We start from the raw sequence: 22926 nt of genomic DNA, 5'->3' as shown, positions 1-22926 counted from the left end.
GCCGGGCAACCGGCGCTAACGAATTGAGGTAACCCCATGCAATTGATCCTCCTGCAGAAAGTGAAGAATCTCGGCAACCTTGGCGACAAGGTCAACGTCAAGCCGGGATATGGCCGCAACTACCTCGTGCCGCAGGGCAAGGCCGTCGCGGCGACCGAAGCCAACCTGGCCGAGTTCGAGAAGCGTCGCGCCGAGTACGAAGCCAAGGCCAACCAGCAGCTCGCCGGCGCCGAGGCGCGCAAGGCACAGTTCGATGCTGCCGAGCCAGTCACGATCAAGGCCAACGCCAGCACCGAAGGCAAGCTGTTCGGTTCGGTCGGTCCTCGCGACATCGCCGAGGCGTTCACCGGCATCGGCCTCGCCCTCGACAAGAGCGAAGTCGTGCAGGGCGACGGCCCGATCCGCCATGTCGGCGAGTTCGAGGTGCGCGTGCACCTGCATGCCGACGTCGACGCGATGGTCAAGGTCATCGTCGTCGCCGAGAGCTGACTCCGCGGTCACGCGGAACGTCGCAACGGGCGCCGCGAGGCGCCCGTTTTCGTTGCCGCACACGCACAGCTTGTCCACAGCTTGTTCCGTGCCGGACATGGGCTTGTCCACTGGCCTGTACGTCGCAGCCGCTGAGACTTGGCCCTAGTATCCCTGTCCCGATTTCATCGTCGACACGCCGATGTCCGCAGCCTTTCCTGAACGCAAGCCGGTGCCGAACGTCGAAGCGCTGCGCGTGCCGCCGCACTCGATCGAGGCCGAACAGGCCGTGCTTGGTGGCCTCATGCTCGCGCCCGATGCCTGGGAGCGCGTGGCCGATCGCATCAACGAGGAGGATTTCTACCGGCGCGACCATCGCCTGATCTTCCGCGCGATCAACGAACTGGCAGCCAAGGACATGCCTTGCGATGCGGTCACGCTCGGCGAATGGTTCCAGACGCAGGGGCTGGCCGAGCAGGTCGGCGGCATGGACTACGTGATCGAACTGGCCAACTCGACGCCGAGTGCGGCCAACATCGTCGCCTATGCCGAGATCGTTCGCGAGCGCTCCGTGCTGCGCCAGCTCATCGACACCGGCACAGAGATCGCCGGTGACGCATTCCAGCCGGAAGGGCGTTCCAGTCAGGAACTGCTCGAGACCGCCGAACAGAAGGTGTTCCGCATCGCCGAGGCCGGCGCACGTGGGCGCAAGGGCTTCGTGCCGATGCGCACGGCGGCCAAGGAGGCCTTCCAGATCCTCAGTCATCGCTTCGAGAACAAGGGGCAGGTCACCGGCTTGCCGACCGGCTTCCTCGACCTCGACGAGATGACCACCGGCCTGCAACCCTCCGACCTCGTCATCCTTGCGGCGAGGCCCTCGATGGGCAAGACCGCGCTGGCGCTGAACATGGCCGAGAACGCCGCCATGCGCACGAAGAAGGCAGTGGCCGTGTTCTCGATGGAGATGTCGGCCACGCAGCTCGCGTTCCGCCTGATTTCCTCGCTCGGGCGCATCAACCAGCAGCACCTGCGCACCGGCGACCTCGCCGAGGAGGAGTGGCCGCGCGTGACCAGCGCGATCACCATGCTGAGCGAGGCGAAGATCTTCATCGACGACACGCCGGCGCTGTCGCCCGGCGAGCTGCGCGCGCGTGCACGCAGACTCAAGCGCGAGCATGACCTGGGCCTGATCGTGATCGACTACCTGCAGCTCATGCAGGTGCCCGGAAACAAGGAGAATCGCGCCACCGAAATATCCGAAATCTCGCGTGGACTGAAGGCCCTGGCGAAGGAACTTGAGGTCCCCGTGATCGCGCTCTCCCAGCTCAACCGTTCGCTCGAGCAGCGCACGGACAAGAAACCGGTGATGTCGGACCTGCGCGAGTCGGGTGCGATCGAGCAGGACGCCGACCTCATCATGTTCATCTACCGCGACGAGTACTACAACGCCGATTCGCCCGAGAAGGGCGTGGCCGAGATCATCATCGGCAAGCAGCGCAACGGCCCGACCGGATCGATCAAGCTCGCCTTTCTCGGCCAGTTCACGAAGTTCGAGAACCTCGCCTCGGATCGCTACGCGAGCCAGTTCGAGTGAGCCGGGCGACCAGCGCGACGATCCACCTCGGCGCCTTGCGCCACAACCTCGCGCGCCTGCGTTCGCTCGCGCATGACGCCAAGGTCATGGCGGTGGTCAAGGCCGACGGCTACGGCCACGGCCTCGAGCGCGTCGCCCGCGCGCTTTCCGCTGCCGATGCCTTCGGCGTCGCCTGCATCGCCGACGGCCAGCGCCTGCGCGCGAGTGGCGTGCGCCAGCGCATCGTCGTGCTGTCCGGCATCGACGAGCCGGCCGACATCGCCGAAATGCATCGCCTCGATCTCGAATCGGCTGTGCACCACGCCGCGCAGATCGACTGGCTCGCCGCCGACCGCGACCCGCGCCCGCTGCGTGTCTGGCTGAAGCTCGACAGCGGCATGCATCGGCTCGGCTTTGCCCCGCACGAGGCGCGCGCGGCATACCAGCGCCTGCGCGCGCTCTCGAACGTGGATCCGGCGATCGGCCTGATGACCCACTTCGCCAACTCCGACGCATTCGGCGACGCCCAGACCGCGCAGCAGATCGATGTATTCGCCGCCACTTTCGCTGGCCTCGCCGGCGAGCGCGCATTGTCCAACTCAGCCGCCGTGCTCGGCTGGGAACGGGCGCGTGGCGATTGGGTCAGGCCCGGCGGTCTCCTCTATGGCATTTCCGTCATCGAGGGCCGCAGCGCGGCCGACCTCGGCTTCCGCCCGGCGATGACCTTCGCCAGCAAGCTCGTTGCGATCAACCGCGTCGCTCGCGGCGAGCCGGTCGGCTACGCGGCGACCTGGCATTGTCCCGAGGACATGGACGTCGGCGTGATCCAGGTCGGATATGGCGATGGCTATCCGCGCTCCGCCGCCACCGGCACGCCGGTGCTGGTCGGGGAGGCGCGTGTGCCGATCATCGGGCGCGTGTCGATGGATCTGGTCACCGTCGACCTGCGCGCTGCCCCGCAGGCCCGCATCGGCGAGCGCGTCGTCCTCTGGGGCGAAGGCCTGCCGGTCGAGGAGATCGCCGCGCACGCCGGCACGATCGGCTACGAGCTGACCTGCGGCATGACGCGGCGCGTACGTTTCCTTGAAGACGAGGGTTGAGCCCAGCGGATCGAGCGCAGCCGGAGCAAGAGGCTGGCTTCGGTTCGGACAGGCGTGGCGGAATCGTGCCATGGGCCTTGCCGATACGATCGAGTCGAGGTCATCGTCGCCGAATTGCTGCACAAGCTCGCGAAGACCGACGAGTCGTGCAGAGGCTCCCTGCGGTCAGGGCCGCATTCGCTGCGGCAGTGTTTTTGACATCTCATCGGATCCATCTATGCTGCCTCCAAGAGGTTTGTTCCGGATGCCAACATGGTCGTGGCGGCATTCCGACGCCGCGGCGGGACCTGCACCTTGCTGCTGCGATGGGGCGACCGGGGCGGGGTGACGCCGCAGTGCTCCGCGGCGCTGTTCCTCGAGCACGAGGCGGTGTTGAGTCGGGAAGCGATCCGGCCCGCGACAGGGCGCAGCCTTGATGACGTGGCGGCCGTGATGCGCGCCTTCGCCGCGGTTGCTGAGGGCATCGATATCTCGTTCCGGACGCGGCCGATGTTGTCCGAAGCGGTGGATGAGATGGTGCTGGAAGCCGCGTCGAATGGCCGGGTCGATGCCGCCATGACGCACAAGGTCAAGGATTTCCGCCCGGCGCTCGGCCTGGGCGTTGCCATCGTGACGCCGCGAACAATCCTCGGGAGACTGATCAGATGACGCAGGCCCAACGCTACAAATATCCGCTGCACTTGCCGCAGTCGCTCAAGGGCGTGGCCACACGCCTGGCCATCGAGGGCGGCGTTTCCCTCGATCAACGGATCGTCCCGGCGGTCGCGCGGCAGATCGGTGCGATGGAGATGGCAGCCGATTTCCTCAAGGCGCGCGCAGGCACGGCCAGGCGTGGCGACCTGACGCGGCTGCTGGACCGATCACTGGATACGGCGTCAGCATCCACGGACGTCATCGAGTGCTGGTCCGTGCGGCACTGACTGGAGGCCCGAATGGCCAAGGCAAAAACCGCGTACGTGTGCACCGACTGCGGTGCCGAGCATTCCAGGTGGCAGGGGCAGTGCACCGGATGTGCGGCCTGGAACACGCTGACCGAAATCGTCGTCGAAGCGGTCAAGGCCGGTGCCGTCGCCGTACGCCGCGGGGGCTACGCCGGTAGCGGCGATACGGCGAGAATCACGCGACTGGCAGCGGTCGCGGCACTGGCCGAGCAGCGGCATGCGACCGGCATCGGTGAGCTCGATCGCGTCCTCGGCGGCGGTCTGGTTGCAGGGTCGGTGGTGCTGATCGGCGGCGATCCTGGCATCGGCAAGTCGACCCTGCTGCTGCAGATGCTCGGCATGCTCGGTGCACGCCTGCGCGGCCTGTACGTGACCGGTGAGGAAAGCCTGGCCCAGGTGGCTGCGCGTGGACAGCGTCTCGGTCTGTCGCTGGAAGGGCTCGAAGCGCTCGCGGAAACCTCGATCGAACGCATTCTCGCCGAGACCGCGAACGCTAAGCCCGACGTGCTGATCATCGATTCGATCCAGACGATCTGGACCGAACTGCTGACCGCTGCTCCCGGTTCGGTCAGCCAGGTGCGCGAATCCGCGGCTCGGCTCGTACGCTTCGCCAAGGAAACCGACACCAGCGTGTTCCTGGTCGGTCATGTGACCAAGGAAGGCGGCATCGCCGGACCGCGCGTGCTCGAGCACATGGTCGATGCGGTGCTCTATTTCGAGGGCGAATCGGGCAGCCGCTTCCGCATCCTGCGCGCGTTCAAGAACCGCTTCGGTGCGGTCAACGAACTGGGCGTGTTCGCGATGTCGGAGAAGGGGCTCAGGGAGGTGCCGAATCCCTCGGCGATCTTCCTGTCGGCACATGCGCAGCCGACGCCGGGCAGCGCGGTGATGGTCACGCGCGAGGGCACACGACCGTTGCTGGTCGAGGTGCAGGCGCTGGTCGACGCCTCGGCATTGCCGAACCCGCGTCGTGTCGCCCTCGGTCTCGAGCAGAACCGGCTGGCCATGCTGCTTGCCGTGCTGCACCGGCACGGCGGCGCGGCGGTGTATGACCAGGACGTGTTCGTCAACGTCGTCGGCGGCATCCGCGTGCAGGAGACCGCGGCCGACCTGCCGGTACTGCTCGCGGTGCTGTCGAGCTTCCGCGACCGTGCCTTGCCGGACAAGCTGGTCGCCTTCGGCGAGGTCGGCTTGTCCGGCGAGATCCGGCCGGTGCCGAACGGCGAGGAACGCCTGCGCGAGGCGGCCACGCATGGGTTCACGCGCGCGATCGTGCCGAAGGCGAATGCACCGAAGAAAGCGCGCATCGGCGAGCTCCATATCACCGGCGTCGACCGTCTCGACGAGGCGATCGCCGCGGCGCGCGAGCTTTGATCATGGCTCGACCATGCCAAGGGATTGATCAGAACATCCCAAGCGCTGATCCACCGACTCGCAGTTGAGGCTGTTTCCGCGACTCCGCGACTCCGCGGCCTGGCGGTCGCGGCTGCCGGCGTGATCGGGAATGATCCGGGCATGTCTTGCGCTGCCGACCCAAACATCCCTAGTCTGCACGGCCATGCCTACCTCGCTCATCGTCGTTGACGACTTCCTCGGAGATCCGCACGAGGTGCGCAACGCCGCGTTGCGCCTGACCTATCCCGAGCAGCAGGGTGCATTTCCCGGTCGCAATTCGTTGCAGCGGATCAGACTGGCGGGGCTTGATGATGCTGTCTCACGCATCGTCGGTGAGCCGCTAAAACCGGTCGATCCGCCGCAGTCGCATGCGAAGTGCCGGATCACGATGGCCGCCGACGTGGGCACAGCGAAAGTGCATATCGACCATTCGCACTGGTCGGGCATCCTCTACCTCAGCCTTCCGCAGCACTGCCATGGCGGCACCGAGTTCTTCCGCCATCGGCGTACCGGCAGTGAGCGTGCGCCAATCGACCCGGCGGAACTTGCGGCCATGGGCTATGCCTCGATGGCCGAGATGCATCGCGACATCATCGAACGGGACAGCAATGACGACGCGGCGTGGGAACAGACGATGCAGGTGCCGATGCGCTTCAACCGGCTCGTACTGCTGAGGCCGTGGCTGTGGCATACCGCTGGTGCCGGTTTCGGCGACTCGTTGGAGAATGCGCGCCTCGTCTACCTCATGTTCTTCGCTTCGGCGCAGGATCCGTCGGTGCGCTGAGGGGCGGCTACGCCTTGCGCGCCAGCAGCAGCTCGAGCACGAATTTGGTGCCGAAGAAGGCGAGCAGCAGGATCGCCATGCCGGCGAGGGTCAGGCGCACGGCGCGGCGACCGCGCCAGCCCCAGCGCCAGCGCCCGAACAGCAGCAGGCCGAACACGACCCACGAGATGATCGATAGTGTCGTCTTGTGCACGAGGTGCTGGGCGAAGAGATCGTCGACGAACAGCACACCGCTCAGCAGGGTCAAGGTCAGCAGGACGAAGCCGGCGGCGATCAGGCGGAACATCAATGCTTCGGTCAGCGTCAGCGGTGGCAGGGCGCGGATCAGGCCGGAGTCGAGGCGGCGCTGGCGCAGTGCGCGCTCCTGCAGGGCGAGCAGGATGGCCAGTACCGCGGCGATGCTGAGCAGGCTGTAGCCGAGCAGGGCGAACGCGGCGTGCAGGTTGATCTGCCACTCGAGCTGCTGTGGGTTGGTTGCTGGCGCAAGGAAGGTGTCGATGGCGAGCAGCAGGGCGGCGAGCGGAAACACGATCACGCCGAGACCGGCCACCGGGCGTGTCAGATTCACCACGAGTGTGGTCAGGGCAATGCCGAAACCGCACAGCGACAGTGCGGCGAAGAAATGCAGGTCGACACCGTTCCGGTGCATGCCGAACAACAGCACGGCGTGCACGGTTGCGGCGAGCCAGGCCAGCAGCGGCGCGAGTGCACGTGGTGGTCCGGGCGGGCGCGCGATCGCGATCGCGAGCAATACCGCGGCAGCCACGTAGACGAGGATCGCGAACGCGCTCGAAAGGACAACCGGCATGCCCGCAGTTTGGCACAGGCGCCCACGGTCCGGAATGCGTCACGATCGCTCACGCGTCCCGCGCGAGGTGGGCAGGGGCGCGCTGCTATACTCCGCGGCCGGTTTTCTGCCGCATCGACACGATCATGTTCGAATCCCTGAGCCAGCGCCTTTCCGCGACTGTCGACCGCCTGCGCGGCCGAGGCCGCCTGACCGAGGCGAACATCCGCGAGTCGATGCGCGAGGTGCGCATCGCCCTGCTCGAGGCCGACGTCGCCCTGCCGGTCGTGCAGGCACTGATCCAGCGCGTGCAGGTGCGCGCGATCGGCCAGGAGGTCATGAAGAGCCTGACTCCGGGGCAGGCGCTCATCAAGGTCGTGCGCGACGAGCTCACCCTGGTCATGGGTTCGGTCAATACCGACCTCAACCTCGCTGCCGCACCGCCGGCGGTGGTGCTGATGGCCGGCCTGCAGGGTGCCGGCAAGACCACCACCGTGGCCAAACTCGCGCGTTTCCTGCGCGAGCGCAAAAAGAAGAAGGTCATGGTGGTCAGTTGCGACGTCTACCGTCCGGCGGCGATCGAGCAGCTGCGCACGCTGGCCGAACAGGTCGAGGTGCTGTTCCATCCGTCCGAGGGCGGTCAGGATCCGGTCGCGATCGCGCGTTCCGCGCTCGATGCGGCCAAGAAGAACTTCGCCGACGTGCTGATCGTCGACACCGCCGGTCGCCTGCACGTCGATGCGGCGATGATGGACGAGATCAAGGCCCTGCACGGCTTCCTCGACCCCATCGAGACCCTGTTCGTCGTCGACGCGATGACCGGCCAGGATGCGGCGACCACCGCCAAGGCCTTCGCCGAGGCGCTGCCTCTGACCGGTGTCGTGCTGACCAAGACGGACGGTGATGCGCGCGGCGGTGCCGCGCTGTCGGTGCGCTATGTCACCGGCCGCCCGATCAAGTTCATCGGCGCCGGTGAGAAAACCGACGCGCTCGAGCCATTCCATCCGGACCGTATCGCCCAGCGCATCCTCGGCATGGGCGACGTGCTGTCGCTGGTAGAGGAAGTCGAGCGCAAGGTCGATCAGGAGAAGGTGCAGAAGCTGGCCGAGAAGGTCATCAAGGGCAAGCGTTTCGACCTCAACGACATGCGTACCCAGCTCGAGCAGATGCTCAGCATGGGTGGCATGGCTTCGCTGATGGACAAGCTGCCCGGCATGGGGGGGCTGTCCGAGCAGGTCAAGTCGAAGGTCAACGACCGCGAAGTGCAGCGCATGATCGCGATCATCAACTCGATGACGAAGAAGGAGCGCCGCCACCCGGACCTGCTGAACGGCTCGCGCCGCGCCCGCGTCGCCCGCGGCTCCGGCATGCAGCCGGCCGACGTCAACCGCCTGCTCAAGCAGTACCAGCAGATGGAAAAGATGATGGCGAAGATCGGCAGCGGTGGCGTCAAGGGCCTGATGCGGCAGATGAAGGGGGCGATGGGCGGCCTTGGCGGTGGTGGGTTCCCCAGGTGAAGCGGGGCGGCGATCCGGACATCGCCGGGTGACGCAGGACGGCCGGCGCCGGCAGAAATCGGGTCGACCACTATTCCAGGCCGGATGACGCGCGATCGCCGTTCCCCGTCAGTCGTTCCTCGGCCCGACGTCTGCCCCCTCGCACTTCACTGCTGCAACGTAACTTGCTGCGAGGCTTCCATTTTTCCGGGAAGCCGCTACAATGCGCGGCTCCCTTGGTCCGACCCGGAAGCCCTCCGGCGCTCGCGCCGGAAGTTCCTGCATATTCAGAGAGATACCATGGTCAAGATTCGCCTCTCCCGTGGCGGCGCCAAGAAGCGTCCGTTCTACCACATCGTCGTGGCCGACCAGCGCAATGCGCGCGATGGCCGCAACATCGAGCGCGTCGGCTTCTACAACCCGGTCGCGGCCGGCAAGGAAGTGCCGCTGCAGCTCGACACCGAGCGCGTGAAGCACTGGCTCGACCAGGGCGCGCAGCTCACCGACAAGGTCAGGGCGCTCTACAAGCTGGCTTCGAAGCAGGCGCAGGCTGCCTGAGCGGGATGAAGGAAACGGTCGACCGCCTGTTGCTGGTCGGTCGCATCGTCGGGCTCCACGGCGTCACCGGCGAAGTGAAGCTCGAATCGTTCACCGAGCCGCGCCTGCAGATCTTCCGTTACCAGCCCTGGCTGCTGAAGCAGGGGGCGGTGGAACGGGAAATCCGCGGGGGACGTGGCAGGGCGCAGGGCAAGGGCATCGTCGCGAAGTTGCCGGATGTGGATGATCGCGACGCTGCGGCAGGGTGGGTCGGCGCCGAAGTCTGGATCAGCCGCTCGCTCCTGCCCAAGGCCAAGGCTGGCGAGTATTACTGGGCCGATCTCGAAGGACTCGAGGTCGTCACGACGGAAGGCGTTTCGCTCGGGCGGATCTCGCATCTGCTGGCGACCGGGGCCAACGACGTGATGGTGGTGCGGGACGCGGGGCGCGAGCGATTGCTGCCCTTCGTCACCGGGGATTGCGTAAAGGCGGTCGATCTCGACTCCGGCCGCGTGACGGTCGATTGGGATCCGGAGTTCTGACGGCCAACCACGGGACATCGCGCGATGCGCATCGACGTCATCACGCTGTTTCCCGAGTTCATCGAAGGCTGCGCCCGGATTGGCGTGGTCGGCAGGGCGCAGGAGCGTGGCTTGCTCGACGTGCGGACATGGAACCCGCGCGATTTCGCCACCGACAACCATCGCACGGTCGATTCGCGGCCTTTCGGCGGCGGTCCGGGGATGCTGATGGCGATCGAGCCGCTGCGCACCGCGATCGAGGCGGTGCGCGCCGCGGCCGGCCCGGCGAAGGTGGTGTACACGAGCCCACAGGGTGTGCGGCTCAGCCAGGAAAAAGTGGCGGATTACGCACGCAGGGAGCGCTTGATCCTGCTGTGCGGACGCTACGAAGGTGTGGATGAGCGCCTGCTCGAGGCGATGGTCGACGAGGAGATCTCGATCGGCGACTACGTGCTCTCGGGTGGCGAACTGGCGGCGGCGGTCGTGATCGACGCGGTCGGGCGATTGCAGGATGGCGCGCTCAACGACGCGCAGTCCGCCGAGCAGGACTCCTTCGCGGAAGGCCTGCTCGACTGCCCGCACTACACGCGCCCCGTCAGCGACGCGTTCGGCGAGGTGCCGGCCGTGCTGCTGTCGGGTGATCACGCGGCGATCCGCCGCTGGCGACGCAAGCAGGCGCTCGGACGCACCTGGCTGCGACGCCCGGACTTGTTGGCGCGTGTGAGTCTCGATGAGGAATCACAGGCGCTGCTCGAAGAATTCCGCCGCGAGCACCGGGCGGGGATGAAACACGAATAATCACGGCGGCTGCGGCCGCGCACGAAGACAATCGACGACATTGGTGAACGCCATGAACCTCCTCCAGCAATTCGAAGCCGCCCAGATCACCCGCAACCTGCCGGCGTTCAGCCCGGGCGACACCGTCGTCGTCAACGTCAAGGTGAAGGAAGGCAATCGCGAGCGCGTGCAAGCCTACGAGGGCGTGGTCATCGCCAAGAAGAACGCCGGCCTCAACTCGGCCTTCACGGTGCGCAAGATCTCGCACGGCACCGGTGTCGAGCGCGTGTTCCAGACCCACAGCCCGGTGATTGAATCGGTCGTGGTCAAGCGTCGCGGTTCGGTGCGTGGCGCCAAGCTCTATTACCTGCGTGACCTGCAGGGCAAGGCCGCGCGCATCAAGGAAGACCTCAGCGTCCACGCCGGTCAGGATTGACCGCAACGGGGGTTCGCCTCCGTTTCAGCAGGTCTGCGCCAACACGAAGCCGCCGCAAGGCGGCTTCGTCTTTTTCGCGTCGGCACACCGGCTGGGTGTGTCGCGGCACGTTCCGCGCGCCCACATCCGGACCTGTCCCAGGAATGCTCTGATCCTTTCCGCAACGGCGTCACCGTCCTGTGCGGGCGCAGCCCGGCGCTGCGCCGGCTCGACAGCCTGCCTGCACTTCGCAACGTTGCCTGGATTTCGCCGGGCGGGAGCTGCGACCGGCTCGGTGGGTGCCGCCGGAAGCGAACCCATCCTGGTTGGGAGCGCGCCGCGATTGCGCTGGGTGTCGGAAGCATCACTGGCGCCGCTGCAGCATTGAATCCGCCGCGCGGCATCCCCATACGCCGGCCAGGATTCCGTCGCCGAGGCTCCCGCCATGAGTGTCACCACCGAAACCCGCAAGTTCGAGGCCGAGGTCGCCCAGGTCCTCCACCTCGTCACTCATTCGCTGTATTCGCACAAGGAGATCTTCCTGCGCGAGCTCGTTTCGAATGCTTCCGACGCCTGCGACAAGCTGCGCTTCGAGGCGATCGCCAGTCCGGACCTGCTCGCCGACGATGCCGAACTGCGCATCGAGATCAGCGTCGACCGCGAGGCGCGCACGCTGAGCGTGCGCGACAACGGAATCGGCATGAGCCGCGACGAGATCGTCGCCAATCTTGGCACGATAGCCAGTTCCGGCACGCGCCGTTATCTCGAATCGCTGGGCGAGCGCAAGGGCGAGGCCAACCTGATCGGCCAGTTCGGCGTCGGTTTTTATTCGGCATTCGTCGTCGCCGATCGTGTAAGCGTGAGCAGCCGTCGCGCCGGCATGGCCCAAGGCGTGCGCTGGGAGAGCGACGGCAAGGGCGAGTATTCGTTGGCCGACGTCGATCTGCCCGCGCGCGGAACCACGGTCACCCTGCACCTGAAGCCTGACGAAGACGAGTTCCTGCAGGACTGGACGATCCGCAGCCTGGTCGGACGCTATTCCGAGCACATCGCCTTCCCGATCCGCATGCGCAAGCAGGAAGACGGCAAGCCAACCGGCGAATGGGGCACGATCAATTCCGCGTCGGCCCTGTGGACGAAACCGAAGAGTGAACTCTCCGACGACGACTACCGGGCGTTCTACAAGACCTTGACCCACGATTTCGGTGACCCGCTGGCGTGGACGCACAACCGTGTCGAGGGCAACCAGAACTTCACCTCGCTGCTTTATGTTCCGGCCAAGGCGCCGTTCGACTTCGGCAACGCGCGCGACGAGCGCAAGGGGCTGAAGCTGTACATCCGCCGCGTCTTCATCATGGACGCCAGCGAGCAACTGCTGCCCGCCTACCTGCGTTTCGTGCGCGGCGTGGTCGATTCCGACGATCTGCCGCTCAACGTCAGCCGCGAAATCCTGCAGCAGAACCGCCAGGTCGAGCGTATCCGTGGCGCCTGCACGAAACGCGTGCTCGACCTGCTCGACAAGCTCGCGCGTGACGAGACCGAGCAGTACGCGACCTTCTGGGCCGCGTTCGGCAGCGTGCTCAAGGAAGGCATTGCCGAAGATGCGACCAACCGCGAGCGCATCGCCAGACTGCTGCGTTTCGCCTCGACGAAGTCCGACGGCGCGGCGCCGACCGTGTCGCTCGACGACTACGTCGGCCGCATGGCGGTCGGCCAAGAGGTGATCTGGTATATCACGGCCGATTCATACGCCGCGGCCAAGGGCAGTCCGCAGCTCGAGGCGCTCAAGGCCAAGGGCGTCGAGGTACTGCTGATGTCTGACCGCATCGACGAATGGATGGCCGGCTATCTCACCGAGTACTCCGGGCGGAAGCTGCGCCATGTCGGCAAGGGTGACATCGAACTCGATGCCGCGGCCGGCGAGCAGCACAAGGCCGCCGAGCAGGCTGCTGCGGGCGTCGTCGCGCGACTCAAGGAGGTGCTTGGTGAGCGTGTCAGCGAGGTCAAGGTCAGCAAGCGCCTGACCGACTCTCCGTCCTGCCTCGTGCTCGACGAATACGACATGGCCCTGCATCTCAAGCGCATGCTCAAGCAGGCCGGTCACGACGTGCCGGGCAGTGCGCCGGTGCTCGAGATCAATCCGGCGCATGCACTGGTCAAGCGTTTCGAAGCGGAGAACGACGCCGCGCGTGGCGAAGACCTCGCCCTGCTGCTGCTCGAGCAGGCCCAGATCGCCGAGGGCGCCCAGCTCGACGACCCCGCGGCCTTCGTGCAGCGCGTGAACCGGGTTTTGTTGGGGGCGTCGGTGGGGTGATGCCGTTTCGGGGATGCGCCCTATGGGTGGCTCGCGGCTAAAATGCTGGAGCCACCGCGGGTCGCATTCAACCGTTACCCGGGCGATGGCGAAAAGCATCGCCCCTGAAGGGGCTCCTACGGCAAACGAAGCGATGTAGGAGCCCCTTCAGGGGCGATCTGGACGGCGCTCGTGAAAGCGCAATCGGGACTGGACCAAGCAGCCGTCCCTGGAACGCGACCCGTTCGACATCCTGTCTTACCAGAGCCTGACGCACCGATGCCTGAGGGCATCGGTGCAAGCGTCAGGCTCTACCCGAGAATTCCCCGGTCGTGGTGTTGACCCACACCTTCTCGCCGTTGGTGATGTACTCCGGCACCTGGATCTCGATGCCGGTCGAGAGCTTGGCCGGCTTGGTGCGCTTGGTTGCGCTGGCGCCCTTGAGTTCGGGGGCGGTGTCGACGATTTCCAGGATCACGCTCTGTGGCAGCTGCAGGGCGACCGGGGCGTCGTCGATGAGCTGCACGTAACAGCCTTCGATGCCGTCGACGATGTAGCCGGCAGCGTCGCCGACAGTCGAGGCGTCGAGCGTGTACTGCGTGTAGTCCTCGTTGTCCATGAACACGAAGGCGTCACCGTCCTTGTACGAGAACGAGACCGGACGGCGCGTCAGTTCGGTTTCCTTGAGGTCGTCGTCGGCACGCAGCGAGATGTCGAGCTTGTTGCCGCCCGGCACGCTGTACATGACGAAACGGAACGTGACGTTGCCGCCACGGCCCTGCGGCGAGCTGCGTTCGATGTCGCGGATCTGGTAGACCTTGCCGTCGTGTTCGACGACATTGCCCTTCTTGATGTCTGCGGCTTTCATTTTTGGAGGGAATCGGGAATGGGGAATAGGGAATGGTTGAAAGCAGAAACTGAACGCGGTGCGGGAGTGGTGGGGCTCTTGCGATTCCCCATTCGCCATTCCCGATTCCCGGCTATTTCGGTGCCAACCTCACCGCGCCGTCGAGGCGGATCGTTTCGCCATTGAGGTAGCGGTTGCCGATGATGTGGGCGACAAGGGCGGCGAACTCATCAGCCCGGCCGAGACGCGAGGGGAACGGGATCGAGGCGTTGAGCGATTCCTGCACGGCCGCCGGCATGCCGTCGACCATCGGTGTCCAGAAGATGCCTGGCGCGACCGTCATGACGCGGATGCCGAAGCGGGCCAGTTCCCGCGCCATCGGCAGGGTCATGCCGACCACGCCGCCCTTCGAGGCCGAGTAGGCGGCCTGGCCGATCTGGCCGTCGTAGGCGGCGACCGAGGCGGTGTTGATGATGACGCCACGCTCGCCGTCGTCGCCGGCGGCATTCGCTTGCATCGCGTCGGCGGCGGCCTTGGCGACGTTGAAGCTGCCGACCAGGTTGACCATGACAGTTGTGCGGAACTGTGCGAGCGGCATCGGTGCCTCGCGGCCGAGCACGCGGCCGGCGCCGAGGATGCCGGCGCAGTTGACGGCGACATTGAGGCCGCCGAGGAAGGTCTTCGCATCGGCGATGTTGGCCGCAACGACGGCTTCGTCGGTGACGTCAGTGGGCAGGTAGCGCGCGTTCGCCGCGCCGAGTTCGGCGACGGCGGCGGCGCCCTTGTCGTCGTTGACGTCGAACAGCACGACCTTGCCGCCATGACCGACGATGTGGCGGGCAACGGCGAGGCCGAGTCCCGAGACGCCGCCGGTGACGACGGCCTTGACCTGATCGAGGTGCATCGTGCCTCCGCTGGGCGGGCGATCGGTGCCCGCGAAAAAGGCCGGCATTCTACAACGCGAGGCGGCTCTCGAACCGCCGCAGCCGGCCGTCGAGCGGATCGGTGAAGGCGAGCACGCGCGCGAGCAGGCGCAATGGTCGCGAGAAATCGTCCGGATCGACTGCCCGCAGCTCGGGATAGAACGCGTCGTCGGCGATCGGCGCGCCGAGTGCTGCCATGTGCACGCGCAATTGGTGCTTGCGGCCCGTGATGGGTTGCAGCGCGTAGCGCCACAGTGACGGCCCGCGCTCGATCACGTCGATGCGGGTTTCGCTGTTCGGCGTGCCGTTGATCTCCTGCATGCGGAAGAACGGCGTGCCGGCGACGAGGTGCGAGCGATGCACGAGCGGGAAGTCGAGACGTTCCAGCGGCGGCGCCAGCGCCTCGTAGTGCTTGGCGATCGCGCGCTCGCGGAACAGGCGCTGGTAGCGTGCACGCGTCGAACGATCGGCCGAGAACAGCACGAGCCCGGCCGTGTCGCGGTCGATGCGGTGCAGCGGCACGAGATCGCGGTTGCCCAGTCGTCGCACCAGGCGCGTCAGCAGCGTTTCGCTGACATGGCGCCCGGTCGGAGCGACCGGCAGGAAATGCGGCTTGTCGGCGACGACCAGGTGCTCGTCGGCGTGCACGATCGACTCGACGAACGGGATCAGCGCCTCGTCCTCGACTTCACGGAAGTAGCGCAGGCACAGGCCTGGTCGATGCGGATGGTCGGCGATGACTGGCGCTCCATCCTCGTCGAGCACGCGTCCGCGCGCGAAGCGCGCTCGCCAGGTTTCCACCGGGATGCGTGGAAAATGCGCGCACACGGCCTCGAACACGGTGTTCCACGGTCCGGGCCGCAAGTGCACGGTGCTGGCGGGACTGGTATCGGTTTCGATGGTGGCAGTGCGCTTCATGCGATGGACGGCCCTGATCCGGACCTGTGAGCGGATTCGCGAGGATTGGCCGAAGGGCAGGGCGATGCAAGCCGCCGCTGCCTCACCCGGCGCGTATCAAGGCATCGGCGTGGCCTCGAAACCGTTGGCGAACAGGCGATCCTCGGGAGCGAGATGGACTGCCTCGTAGGCGCCGATGTCGCAACTGCCGCCCTGATCGGCTTGCTGCGGATGGTCGGTGCAGCGCACGACCAGTCGCGGGTCGCGATACTCGTGGCTGGACTCCGCGACGGCACAGGCATCGACCAGGCCGCCGCCGATACGTGGGCGGAAGTCGCCACCGGCCGCATCGGCAAAGCTCGACAGCGCGACGTTCTGGCGATTGCAGGCACCGAACGAGGCGACCGCGCCCGGTACCGGGTCGGCCGTCACCAGGCCATTGAGGCTGAAGGTCCAGGCGCCGAAGTTGGAGAGTTGCGATATCGCGTTGGCCGGCGATGTCGTGCCGTCGTCGCGCACTTCGACGTTGCCGGCAAGTGTGACGAAGGCCAGGCGCGCGACCGAGTCGGGACCGCCGGTGCGCGAGGCGTAGCTGATCGCCGCACGCCCGGTGTAGTTCGCACCTTCCCGCCAGCGCAGGCGGTTGTTGGCGACAAGCACGCCTTCGAGATCGAGTCGCGGACCCCATGACTGGATCGCCGGAGAGCCATAGGCGCAGTTGTCGACGATCTCGGTCTGGCGCACGTAGGCGCGCGAATTGCCGTCGAGATAGAGGCCGCCGCCGAAGCCATCGTTGCCGGGACAGCCGTTGCCGGCCTGGTTGGAGGCGATGCGCGAACAGGTGTTGCCTGTGCATTCGACCTTGAAAGCATTCGGATAGTCGCGCTGGATCTGCACCTGCGAGGCGCCGATCGCGTAGAGGCCGCCGCCGAGTTGGCTGGCAACGTTGCCTTCGAGCTGGAGTTCGTTGGCGTCGAACAGCGACTGGTTTTCCAGATACACGCCGCCACCGACCTGCGCGCGATTGCCGGCGATGCGATGGCCGCTGGCGCCGCTCTGTGGATCGGGATCGCCGCCGCCGCGTCCGATCGTGATCGACGCGGCCTTGGCATAGACACCGCCACCGTAGAGCGCACGGTTGCCGGAAATCGCGGTGCGGTCGGCGCGGATACGTGCCGAGGCGCGCTCGAGATGGATGCCGCCGCCGGAAAGGTCGGCACTGTTGGCGTGGATGTTCACGCCGGGATCAAGTTCGAGAATGCCGCCGAAGGCGCCGGTCGACGGTCCGCGCAGGAAGATTCCGCCGCCGGAACCGCTGACGTGGTTGCCGGTAATGGAAACGTCGCCGAGGACGAGGCGCAGTGCGCCGAAGGCATCGATCCCGCCACCGTTGCCGTCGGCGCCGCCGCTGCCGTCGCGCAGTTCGAAACGGCGCACGGTGACGGTATGGATCGTGCTGTCACCGGCCTGCACGCGCAGCACGGCATTCGTGCCCGGAGTTCCGGCTTCGAAACCACCGATCAGGCCAGTGGCGCCGACCACGGCGGCATCGGTCGCGCAACTGCCCCAGCCACCGGTCAGGACCAGCGATTGGTTGGCGATGATGAGGCGTTGCAGCGTGTATTCGTTGGCGACGACGCGGATCTCGTCCTCGGCGGGCCCGTTGGCCGCCGCCGCATCGATCGCGGCCTGGATGCCGGCATGCGTGCAGTCGGGTCCGTAGCCGACGGTGAATATGGCGGCGTTGGCGTGGGGTGTGCCGGCGATGGCGGCGAACAGGAGCAGGGCAGGGTGGAAGTACTTCATGATGGCTCCTTGGGATGGGTGCATCGGCCATGACGGAATCGCGCGGCGAAACCGATCAGCGCCGCGCTACCATGCGTGCATGCGCTACCTACTGCTCAACCTGCGCCACGTGCCGGACGACGAAGCCGACGAAGTGCGCTCACTGTTCGAGGCGAACGGCGTCGCCTGGTACGAGACCGAACCGAACCGCTGGGGCATCTCGGCCGGTGCCCTGTGGACCAGCGACGAAGCCGAAGCGGGGCGCGCGCGGGCGCTGCTGGCCGACTATCAGGTCGCGCGTGGGGAGCGCGCGCGCGGCGAATACGCCGAGGCGCGCCGGGACGGCACGGCGCCCACGTGGCGTTCGCAGTTGCGGGAGCAGCCGCTGCGCGTGTTGCTGATCCTGGCCGCCATCGCCGGCGTGATCGCCTTGAGCCTGTGGCCGTTCTGGTTGATCGGGAGGTGAGGCAAACATTGGCGAGGAATCGCCCCTGAAGAGGCTCCTGCAGGGACTTTCGCAGGAGCCCGTTCACGGGCGATCGTGTCGCGCACACGCCATGCGATCATGTGTGCATGGAGTCCTTCAGCACGCTGCCGCTCGATCCGCCCTTGCTGCGTGCGCTTGAGGCGCTCGGCCACGCCACGATGACCCCGGTGCAGGCTGCTGCCTTGCCCTCGGTCCTGGCCGGCCGCGACGTCATCGCCGAGGCGCGCACCGGCAGTGGCAAGACGATCGCGTTCGGCCTCGGTCTGGTCGCGCGCGTCGATGTCGCCAGGTCCGAAACGCAGGCGCTGGTACTTTGCCCAACGCGAGAACTGGCCGACCAGGTCTCGCGCGAACTGCGCGCGCTGGCGCGCTTCGTGCCGAACTTCAAGCTGTCGACGCTGTGTGGCGGAATTCCGCTGCGTCCGCAACTGGCGTCACTGGTGCACGCCCCGCACGTCGTGGTCGGTACGCCGGGACGTATCGAGGAACTGCTCGAGAATGGTGCGCTCACGTTCGACGCAACACGCATCCTCGTGCTCGACGAGGCCGACCGCATGCTCGACATGGGTTTCCTGCCATCGATCGAGCGGCTCGCGGCGCGCGTACCGCCGGCGCGGCAGACGCTGCTGTTCTCGGCGACATTGCCCGAGGCCGTCCGTGCGACCAGTCGCGCCCTGCAGCGCGATCCGGTCGAGGTGACGATCGCCGATGGCGAAGCGGATGGGGCGATCATCGAAGCCTTCATCGAGATCGACGCGACGCGGCGCTACGAGGCCTGCGAGCGCGTGCTGCTCGATGCACGGGCACCATCGGCGCTGGTGTTCTGCAATACACGGCGCGATGTCGAGGATCTCGCCGGCGGGCTGGCGGGGCGTGGGTTCGCCGCGCTGCCGCTGCACGGCGACCTCGACCAGCGCGAACGCGAGGAAACCCTGGTGCGTTTCGCCAACCGCAGTTGCAGCGTGCTCGTCGCCACCGACGTCGCCGCGCGTGGCCTCGACATCGAGGATCTGCCGCTGGTCGTCAACTGGGAACTCTCGACCGACCCGGACGTGCATCGCCATCGCATCGGGCGCACCGGCCGGGCCGGACGCAGCGGGCGAGCGGTCAGCCTGGTCGCACCGGGCGAAATGTCGCGCGCGCACGCGCTCGAATCGGGCGATACACGCCTGCCATGGGTGCCGTTGCCGCGCTTGCCCGGATCGGTGCGTGCCGCCGCCGCGGCCATGCAGACCCTGCGCATCGACGCCGGCCGCCAGGACAAGCTGCGTCCCGGCGACATCCTCGGCGCCCTGACCGGCGCCGCCGGCCTCGCCGGCGATGCAGTCGGTCGCATCACGATCTTCCCGACCCGCAGTTACGTCGCCGTGCGTCGCGAGCAGGCGAACCAGGCGCTCGAACGCCTGCGCAGTGGCGGCATCAAGGGAAGGAAGGTGCGGGTGCAGGCTGTTTGAGAGCCGGGAATGTGGAATAGGGAATGGGGAAACGGAAGGGCAGGGAATCGGAGCAGAAAGAAAGGCGCCTTGCTTTTCACCATTCCCCATTCCCCATTGCCGGCTACAACATGCGCAAACTCACCATCGCACTCCCCGCTGCGAACACCAGCAGCACCAGCGCGAGCACCTGCAGCTGACGGCCGATGCGCTGCGCGGGTTCGCCGCGGCGGATCGGCGTGTCGCGGATGACGCGCGCGCCGGGTATCGGCCATTGCCGTGCCTGCACGGCGCGGCGGCCGGCGCGTGCCGCGAGCCAGGCGAGCAGGGCGAGACAGAGGGAAACGCCGGTCACCGTGAGTGCAATGAACTGGCGGATGTATTTCTGCAGCATTTCGAGCGGCATGTCCGGGGCGATGCCGGCTAGCCAGCGCTGGAATGCGAGGATGGCGACCACACACAGCACGGCGGCGACGGCGAGCGCGATCCAGGTCACGCGGCGCAGGCGCGCGTCGGCGCGCAGGATATCATCGCTCATGCTTCCTCCCCGGATTCGACGGCGAGCATAGCCGCCACGGGCCGGCGAAGGCGCGCCGTATATCGCCGAAACCGTGCGCCGGTCTATCCTTGTCGCATGAATCGAATCGATGCCCTGAAGTTCGCGATGGTCGTGCTGGCTGCATGGCTGGTGTCGGGCTGCCACACGATGACGCGCCCCGATGCCGCTGCGTCCTTGCCCACTGGCGATCCGCGCGCTGCGCTCGTCGGCGACTACGACAATCACGAACAGGTTTCGAACGCCGCTGCCCAGGCGCCGCCGGCCGTCGCGTTCCGCGTGGATCCGCTGCCGCGCGAAGGCTGGCTGGCCTGGCGCACGCACCTGCGTTCGGCGACGACGCTCGAGGCGACCTGGCTGCTGCGCGTCGATGCCGGTGCCGATGGCGGGCTCGTGGTCGTACCGCATCGCCCGCTGGTCGCCGATGCACCGACCGACAAGCGCTTCGATGCCGCGCAATGGGTCGCGCTGGATGCCTGCGCGCTGCGCGGCACGCGCACGGCGGCCGGTTTCGAGGCGCGCGCCGATGCCGCGGCCTGCGCGACGATCGCGCCTGGAATCGGCGTCGAGGCCGCGCTGCTGCCACTGGCGATCGAGCATGCGGGTGAATGGCTGCGCGTGCGCCTGTTTGCCGACCAGGCACGAGGCGAGAACGCGCGCGCCGAGGCGCGCCGCGTGCAGTGGTTCGTCGGTTGGGGTGCGATCAACGGCGCCGGCGACAAGGCCACCGCCGACAGCACGGACTGGCACATGAACAAGGACCTGCGCATCGGCAATGAAGGCGGCCGTGCTGCATTGAACTGGCGCGATGGCCGGCCATCCGGCTGGTCGCTGCGCCTCGAACGCCTGACCTATCGCGATGGCAACATGCCGGTACTCAGGCTCTCGTTGATCGAGGACGCCGGCAACCACGTCCTCGCCTATGCCTGGGCGAATCCCGACGCGACCAGCATCGGCCTCAACCTCGGCTGGGTGCAGATCGGCCTTACGCGCGAAGCGGCGGGGAAGCGGTGAGCGAAGAACCAGCCTGCGCGACCATCACCTGGGCCGATTTCGAGAAGGTCATGCTCGTCGCCGGCACGATTACGCGCGTCGAGCCGTTTCCCGAGGCGCACAAGCCGGCCTGGAAGGTCTGGGCAGACTTCGGTGCGCACGGCGAGCGCAAGACCAGCGCGCAGATCGCGCAGCTTTACCGCGCCGAAGACCTCGTCGGCCGCCAGATCGTCGGCGTCATCAACTTCCCCGAAAAGCAGATCGGTCCGTTCCGCTCACAGTTCCTGCTGACCGGGTTTCCGACCGACGACGGCGTCGTCATCACGACGGTCGAGCGCGCGGTGCCCAATGGAACGAGGATGGCGTGATCGATCACCGCGGCGGGCGTGCGCGGGCAATGTCGTGGCACTGCGGCGGCTGCCGCCATGGATTGCATCCGGGGTTGGCCTGAACCGTCTTACGACGCGGCGTCGGTCGTATCGATGGCTTCCGCTGCGGGAAGACCGGCGTCGTTGCGCGCCGCACGCACCACCGTCGTCGTGCAGTTCGCCTCGGCGACGACGCGGGCGGAGACGCTGCCGAGCAGGCGGCGCATGCCGGTGATGCCGCGCGCGCCCATGATGATGTGGTCGATGGCGTTGTTGCGCGCGTAGTCGATGATCGCTTCGGCGATGTCGGATGATTCGAGGACGTGGAAAGTGATGCGCTGCTCGGTGAGGTTCAGCGGGCGTGCCCAGTGGCGCAGGGAGACGAGGCGCTTGACGTGGCGGTTGCGGCCTTCGACGTCGATGTTCGAGTCCATGCCGATCCGCGCCACGCGCAGGACAGTGACACAGGCGAGGCGTGCGTTCGGTGCGGTCTCGACGAGGCGGCGGGTGACGTCGAGCAGGGCTGTGTCGAGTGCCGGGTCGCCCTGCTTGAGGTCGACGGCGACGACGATCAACGGCGGGCGCGGTTCGTCGTGCGCGGGTCGCGCGCGCAGTTCCTCGGCATCGAGTCGGAAGCCACGCAGCCAGCGTTTCGCAGATCCGAGCAGGCCGTCGCCGTGGGTGCGCTCGGCGCGTTCGCTCAGCGCGACCTGCTCGGGATGCTGCAGGTCGAAGGCGAGTTGGGCGGCGGTCGGGTAACGTGCATCGGGGTCGACCTCGAGGCAGCGCAGGATGACCTCCTGCAGCCAGCGCGGCAGCGACGGTTGCAGCTCGCGCGGCGGTCGCGGCGGCTGGTAGAGGCGCCTGCGCAGGCCGCCGTCGCTGGTCGGTGCGCCGAAAGGTGTTTCGCCGGTGGCCAGGTAGTACAGGGTCACGCCGAGCGCGAACTGGTCACTGCGTGGGTCGTTGCGCACGCCCAGGATCTGCTCCGGTGCCATGTACGGTGCGGTGCCCATGGGGACACTGAACTGCTCGGCAAGAAGGTCGGGCAGGTGGGCGTGGTGGGACAGGCCGAAGTCGAGCAGGACCATGCGTTCGTCACCGCTGCGATCGACGTGCAGCAGCAGGTTGCCCGGCTTGATGTCGAGATGGACGACATGCTGGCGATGCAGGTCATCCAGTGCGAGCGCGGCCAGGGCGCCAAGCACGGCGACGCGCTCGGCAGCGATCGGGGTCTGTTCGAGCAGCGGTTGCAGGGTTTCGCCGCTGACGAGTTCCATGACCAGCCAGGGCTGGTCGCCGGTCTCGCCGGCAGCAACGAAGCGCGGCACGTGCGGCCCCGACAGCGAGGGCATGAGCATGCGTTCGACTTCGAAGCTGACGATGCGGCTCACACCCTCGCCGTAGCCGATGTTCGGCAGCTTGGCCAGCAGCGGAAATGCCTGTTGTGGATGCGCAACGCGCCAGAGCGTGGCCATGCCACCCTCGTGCAGCGGTTCGACCAGCGTGTAGCCGCCGATGTCGAGGCCGGGGCGCAGGTCGATCGGCAT

Annotated in this window: 24 protein-coding genes; 17 read left to right on the top strand and 7 right to left on the bottom strand. The window is 67.0% G+C overall.

The window, feature by feature from the left end:
- Positions 1 to 36 precede the first annotated feature (36 nt).
- The 7 genes from rplI to KF907_RS14725 all read left to right on the top strand — a co-directional run bounded on the left by rplI (position 37) and on the right by KF907_RS14725 (position 6261).
- Positions 37 to 489, top strand: a complete 453-nt coding sequence (gene rplI, locus KF907_RS14755; RefSeq protein WP_291221604.1) for a 50S ribosomal protein L9 — start codon at positions 37 to 39, stop codon at positions 487 to 489.
- A 181-nt stretch (positions 490 to 670) separates the two neighbouring features.
- The gene (locus tag KF907_RS14750) at positions 671 to 2062 is read left to right on the top strand and encodes a replicative DNA helicase (RefSeq protein WP_291221602.1); all 1392 of its coding nucleotides are present in this window, start codon (positions 671 to 673) and stop codon (positions 2060 to 2062) included.
- Positions 2059 to 3141 carry an alanine racemase gene (gene alr, locus KF907_RS14745; RefSeq protein WP_291221600.1) on the top strand — a complete coding sequence of 361 codons (1083 nt, stop codon included), beginning with the start codon at positions 2059 to 2061 and terminating at the stop codon, positions 3139 to 3141. Before KF907_RS14750 ends, alr begins: the two co-directional genes overlap by 4 nt.
- Before the next feature lie 204 nt (positions 3142 to 3345).
- Positions 3346 to 3789 carry a PIN domain-containing protein gene (locus tag KF907_RS14740; RefSeq protein WP_343214766.1) on the top strand — a complete coding sequence of 148 codons (444 nt, stop codon included), beginning with the start codon at positions 3346 to 3348 and terminating at the stop codon, positions 3787 to 3789.
- The gene (locus KF907_RS14735) at positions 3786 to 4061 is read left to right on the top strand and encodes a hypothetical protein (protein ID WP_291221598.1); all 276 of its coding nucleotides are present in this window, start codon (positions 3786 to 3788) and stop codon (positions 4059 to 4061) included. The genes KF907_RS14740 and KF907_RS14735 overlap by 4 nt, the downstream gene beginning before the upstream one ends.
- Before the next feature lie 12 nt (positions 4062 to 4073).
- Complete coding sequence (gene radA, locus KF907_RS14730; protein ID WP_291221596.1) at positions 4074 to 5456, top strand: DNA repair protein RadA; 1383 nt, start codon at positions 4074 to 4076, stop codon at positions 5454 to 5456.
- Between the two features lie 184 nt (positions 5457 to 5640).
- Positions 5641 to 6261, top strand: coding sequence for a DUF6445 family protein (locus KF907_RS14725; protein ID WP_291221594.1), 621 nt, complete (start codon positions 5641 to 5643; stop codon positions 6259 to 6261).
- A gap of 7 nt (positions 6262 to 6268) precedes the next feature.
- Here KF907_RS14725 and KF907_RS14720 read toward each other — a convergent pair whose 3' ends face one another.
- A complete protein-coding gene (locus tag KF907_RS14720; protein WP_291221592.1) occupies positions 6269 to 7069 on the bottom strand; it encodes a cytochrome C assembly family protein in 801 nt (266 codons plus the stop codon).
- A gap of 125 nt (positions 7070 to 7194) precedes the next feature.
- On the opposite strand from KF907_RS14720, the gene ffh reads away from it, so the two are divergent.
- The 6 genes from ffh (at position 7195) to htpG (ending at position 13108) form a co-directional block, all read left to right on the top strand.
- Complete coding sequence (gene ffh / locus KF907_RS14715) at positions 7195 to 8565, top strand: signal recognition particle protein (protein WP_291221590.1); 1371 nt, start codon at positions 7195 to 7197, stop codon at positions 8563 to 8565.
- Between the two features lie 279 nt (positions 8566 to 8844).
- Positions 8845 to 9102: a 30S ribosomal protein S16 gene (gene rpsP / locus KF907_RS14710; RefSeq protein WP_291221588.1), complete on the top strand. Its 258-nt coding sequence runs from the start codon at positions 8845 to 8847 to the stop codon at positions 9100 to 9102.
- Between the two features lie 5 nt (positions 9103 to 9107).
- Entirely contained in the window at positions 9108 to 9623 is a 516-nt protein-coding gene (gene rimM / locus KF907_RS14705) for a ribosome maturation factor RimM (protein WP_291221586.1), read from the top strand.
- A 24-nt stretch (positions 9624 to 9647) separates the two neighbouring features.
- On the top strand, positions 9648 to 10400 hold the full coding sequence (trmD, locus tag KF907_RS14700; protein ID WP_291221584.1) for a tRNA (guanosine(37)-N1)-methyltransferase TrmD: 753 nt from the start codon (positions 9648 to 9650) through the stop codon (positions 10398 to 10400).
- A gap of 52 nt (positions 10401 to 10452) precedes the next feature.
- A complete protein-coding gene (gene rplS / locus KF907_RS14695) occupies positions 10453 to 10815 on the top strand; it encodes a 50S ribosomal protein L19 (protein ID WP_472843883.1) in 363 nt (120 codons plus the stop codon).
- A 424-nt stretch (positions 10816 to 11239) separates the two neighbouring features.
- Positions 11240 to 13108 (top strand): molecular chaperone HtpG, encoded by a 1869-nt coding sequence (gene htpG / locus KF907_RS14690; protein WP_291221581.1) that lies wholly within the window; start codon positions 11240 to 11242, stop codon positions 13106 to 13108.
- 283 nt (positions 13109 to 13391) lie between these two features.
- Here the strand turns inward: htpG and yeiP are convergent, their stop codons facing one another.
- From yeiP to KF907_RS14670, 4 genes are all read right to left on the bottom strand, one after another.
- Positions 13392 to 13955 carry an elongation factor P-like protein YeiP gene (yeiP, locus tag KF907_RS14685; RefSeq protein ID WP_291221579.1) on the bottom strand — a complete coding sequence of 188 codons (564 nt, stop codon included), beginning with the start codon at positions 13953 to 13955 and terminating at the stop codon, positions 13392 to 13394.
- A gap of 112 nt (positions 13956 to 14067) precedes the next feature.
- Complete coding sequence (locus tag KF907_RS14680) at positions 14068 to 14838, bottom strand: SDR family NAD(P)-dependent oxidoreductase (RefSeq protein WP_291221576.1); 771 nt, start codon at positions 14836 to 14838, stop codon at positions 14068 to 14070.
- A gap of 49 nt (positions 14839 to 14887) precedes the next feature.
- A complete protein-coding gene (locus tag KF907_RS14675; RefSeq protein WP_291221575.1) occupies positions 14888 to 15775 on the bottom strand; it encodes a pseudouridine synthase in 888 nt (295 codons plus the stop codon).
- A gap of 96 nt (positions 15776 to 15871) precedes the next feature.
- Positions 15872 to 17560, bottom strand: a complete 1689-nt coding sequence (locus tag KF907_RS14670; RefSeq protein WP_291221573.1) for a hypothetical protein — start codon at positions 17558 to 17560, stop codon at positions 15872 to 15874.
- A gap of 79 nt (positions 17561 to 17639) precedes the next feature.
- On the opposite strand from KF907_RS14670, the gene KF907_RS14665 reads away from it, so the two are divergent.
- Both KF907_RS14665 and dbpA read left to right on the top strand, forming a co-directional pair.
- The gene (locus KF907_RS14665) at positions 17640 to 18005 is read left to right on the top strand and encodes a DUF6164 family protein (RefSeq protein WP_291221571.1); all 366 of its coding nucleotides are present in this window, start codon (positions 17640 to 17642) and stop codon (positions 18003 to 18005) included.
- 107 nt (positions 18006 to 18112) lie between these two features.
- A complete protein-coding gene (dbpA, locus tag KF907_RS14660; RefSeq protein ID WP_291221570.1) occupies positions 18113 to 19480 on the top strand; it encodes an ATP-dependent RNA helicase DbpA in 1368 nt (455 codons plus the stop codon).
- 103 nt (positions 19481 to 19583) lie between these two features.
- Here the strand turns inward: dbpA and KF907_RS14655 are convergent, their stop codons facing one another.
- Positions 19584 to 19997: a hypothetical protein gene (locus tag KF907_RS14655; RefSeq protein WP_291221568.1), complete on the bottom strand. Its 414-nt coding sequence runs from the start codon at positions 19995 to 19997 to the stop codon at positions 19584 to 19586.
- Positions 19998 to 20093: 96 nt separating this feature from the next.
- Here KF907_RS14655 and KF907_RS14650 point away from each other — a divergent pair, with 96 nt between their 5' ends.
- The gene (locus tag KF907_RS14650; protein WP_291221566.1) at positions 20094 to 21029 is read left to right on the top strand and encodes a hypothetical protein; all 936 of its coding nucleotides are present in this window, start codon (positions 20094 to 20096) and stop codon (positions 21027 to 21029) included.
- Complete coding sequence (locus KF907_RS14645) at positions 21026 to 21376, top strand: tRNA-binding protein (RefSeq protein WP_291221565.1); 351 nt, start codon at positions 21026 to 21028, stop codon at positions 21374 to 21376. The genes KF907_RS14650 and KF907_RS14645 overlap by 4 nt, the downstream gene beginning before the upstream one ends.
- 89 nt (positions 21377 to 21465) lie before the next feature.
- Here the strand turns inward: KF907_RS14645 and KF907_RS14640 are convergent, their stop codons facing one another.
- The gene (locus tag KF907_RS14640; protein WP_291221564.1) at positions 21466 to 22926 is read right to left on the bottom strand and encodes a bifunctional serine/threonine-protein kinase/universal stress protein; all 1461 of its coding nucleotides are present in this window, start codon (positions 22924 to 22926) and stop codon (positions 21466 to 21468) included.

It is taken from the genome of Dokdonella sp. (assembly GCF_019634775.1).
In the GTDB taxonomy this organism is placed as follows: Bacteria; Pseudomonadota; Gammaproteobacteria; order Xanthomonadales; family Rhodanobacteraceae; genus Dokdonella.
Note: the sequence above shows the minus strand (reverse complement) of the source record. Positions and strands in the feature narration are given on the sequence as shown.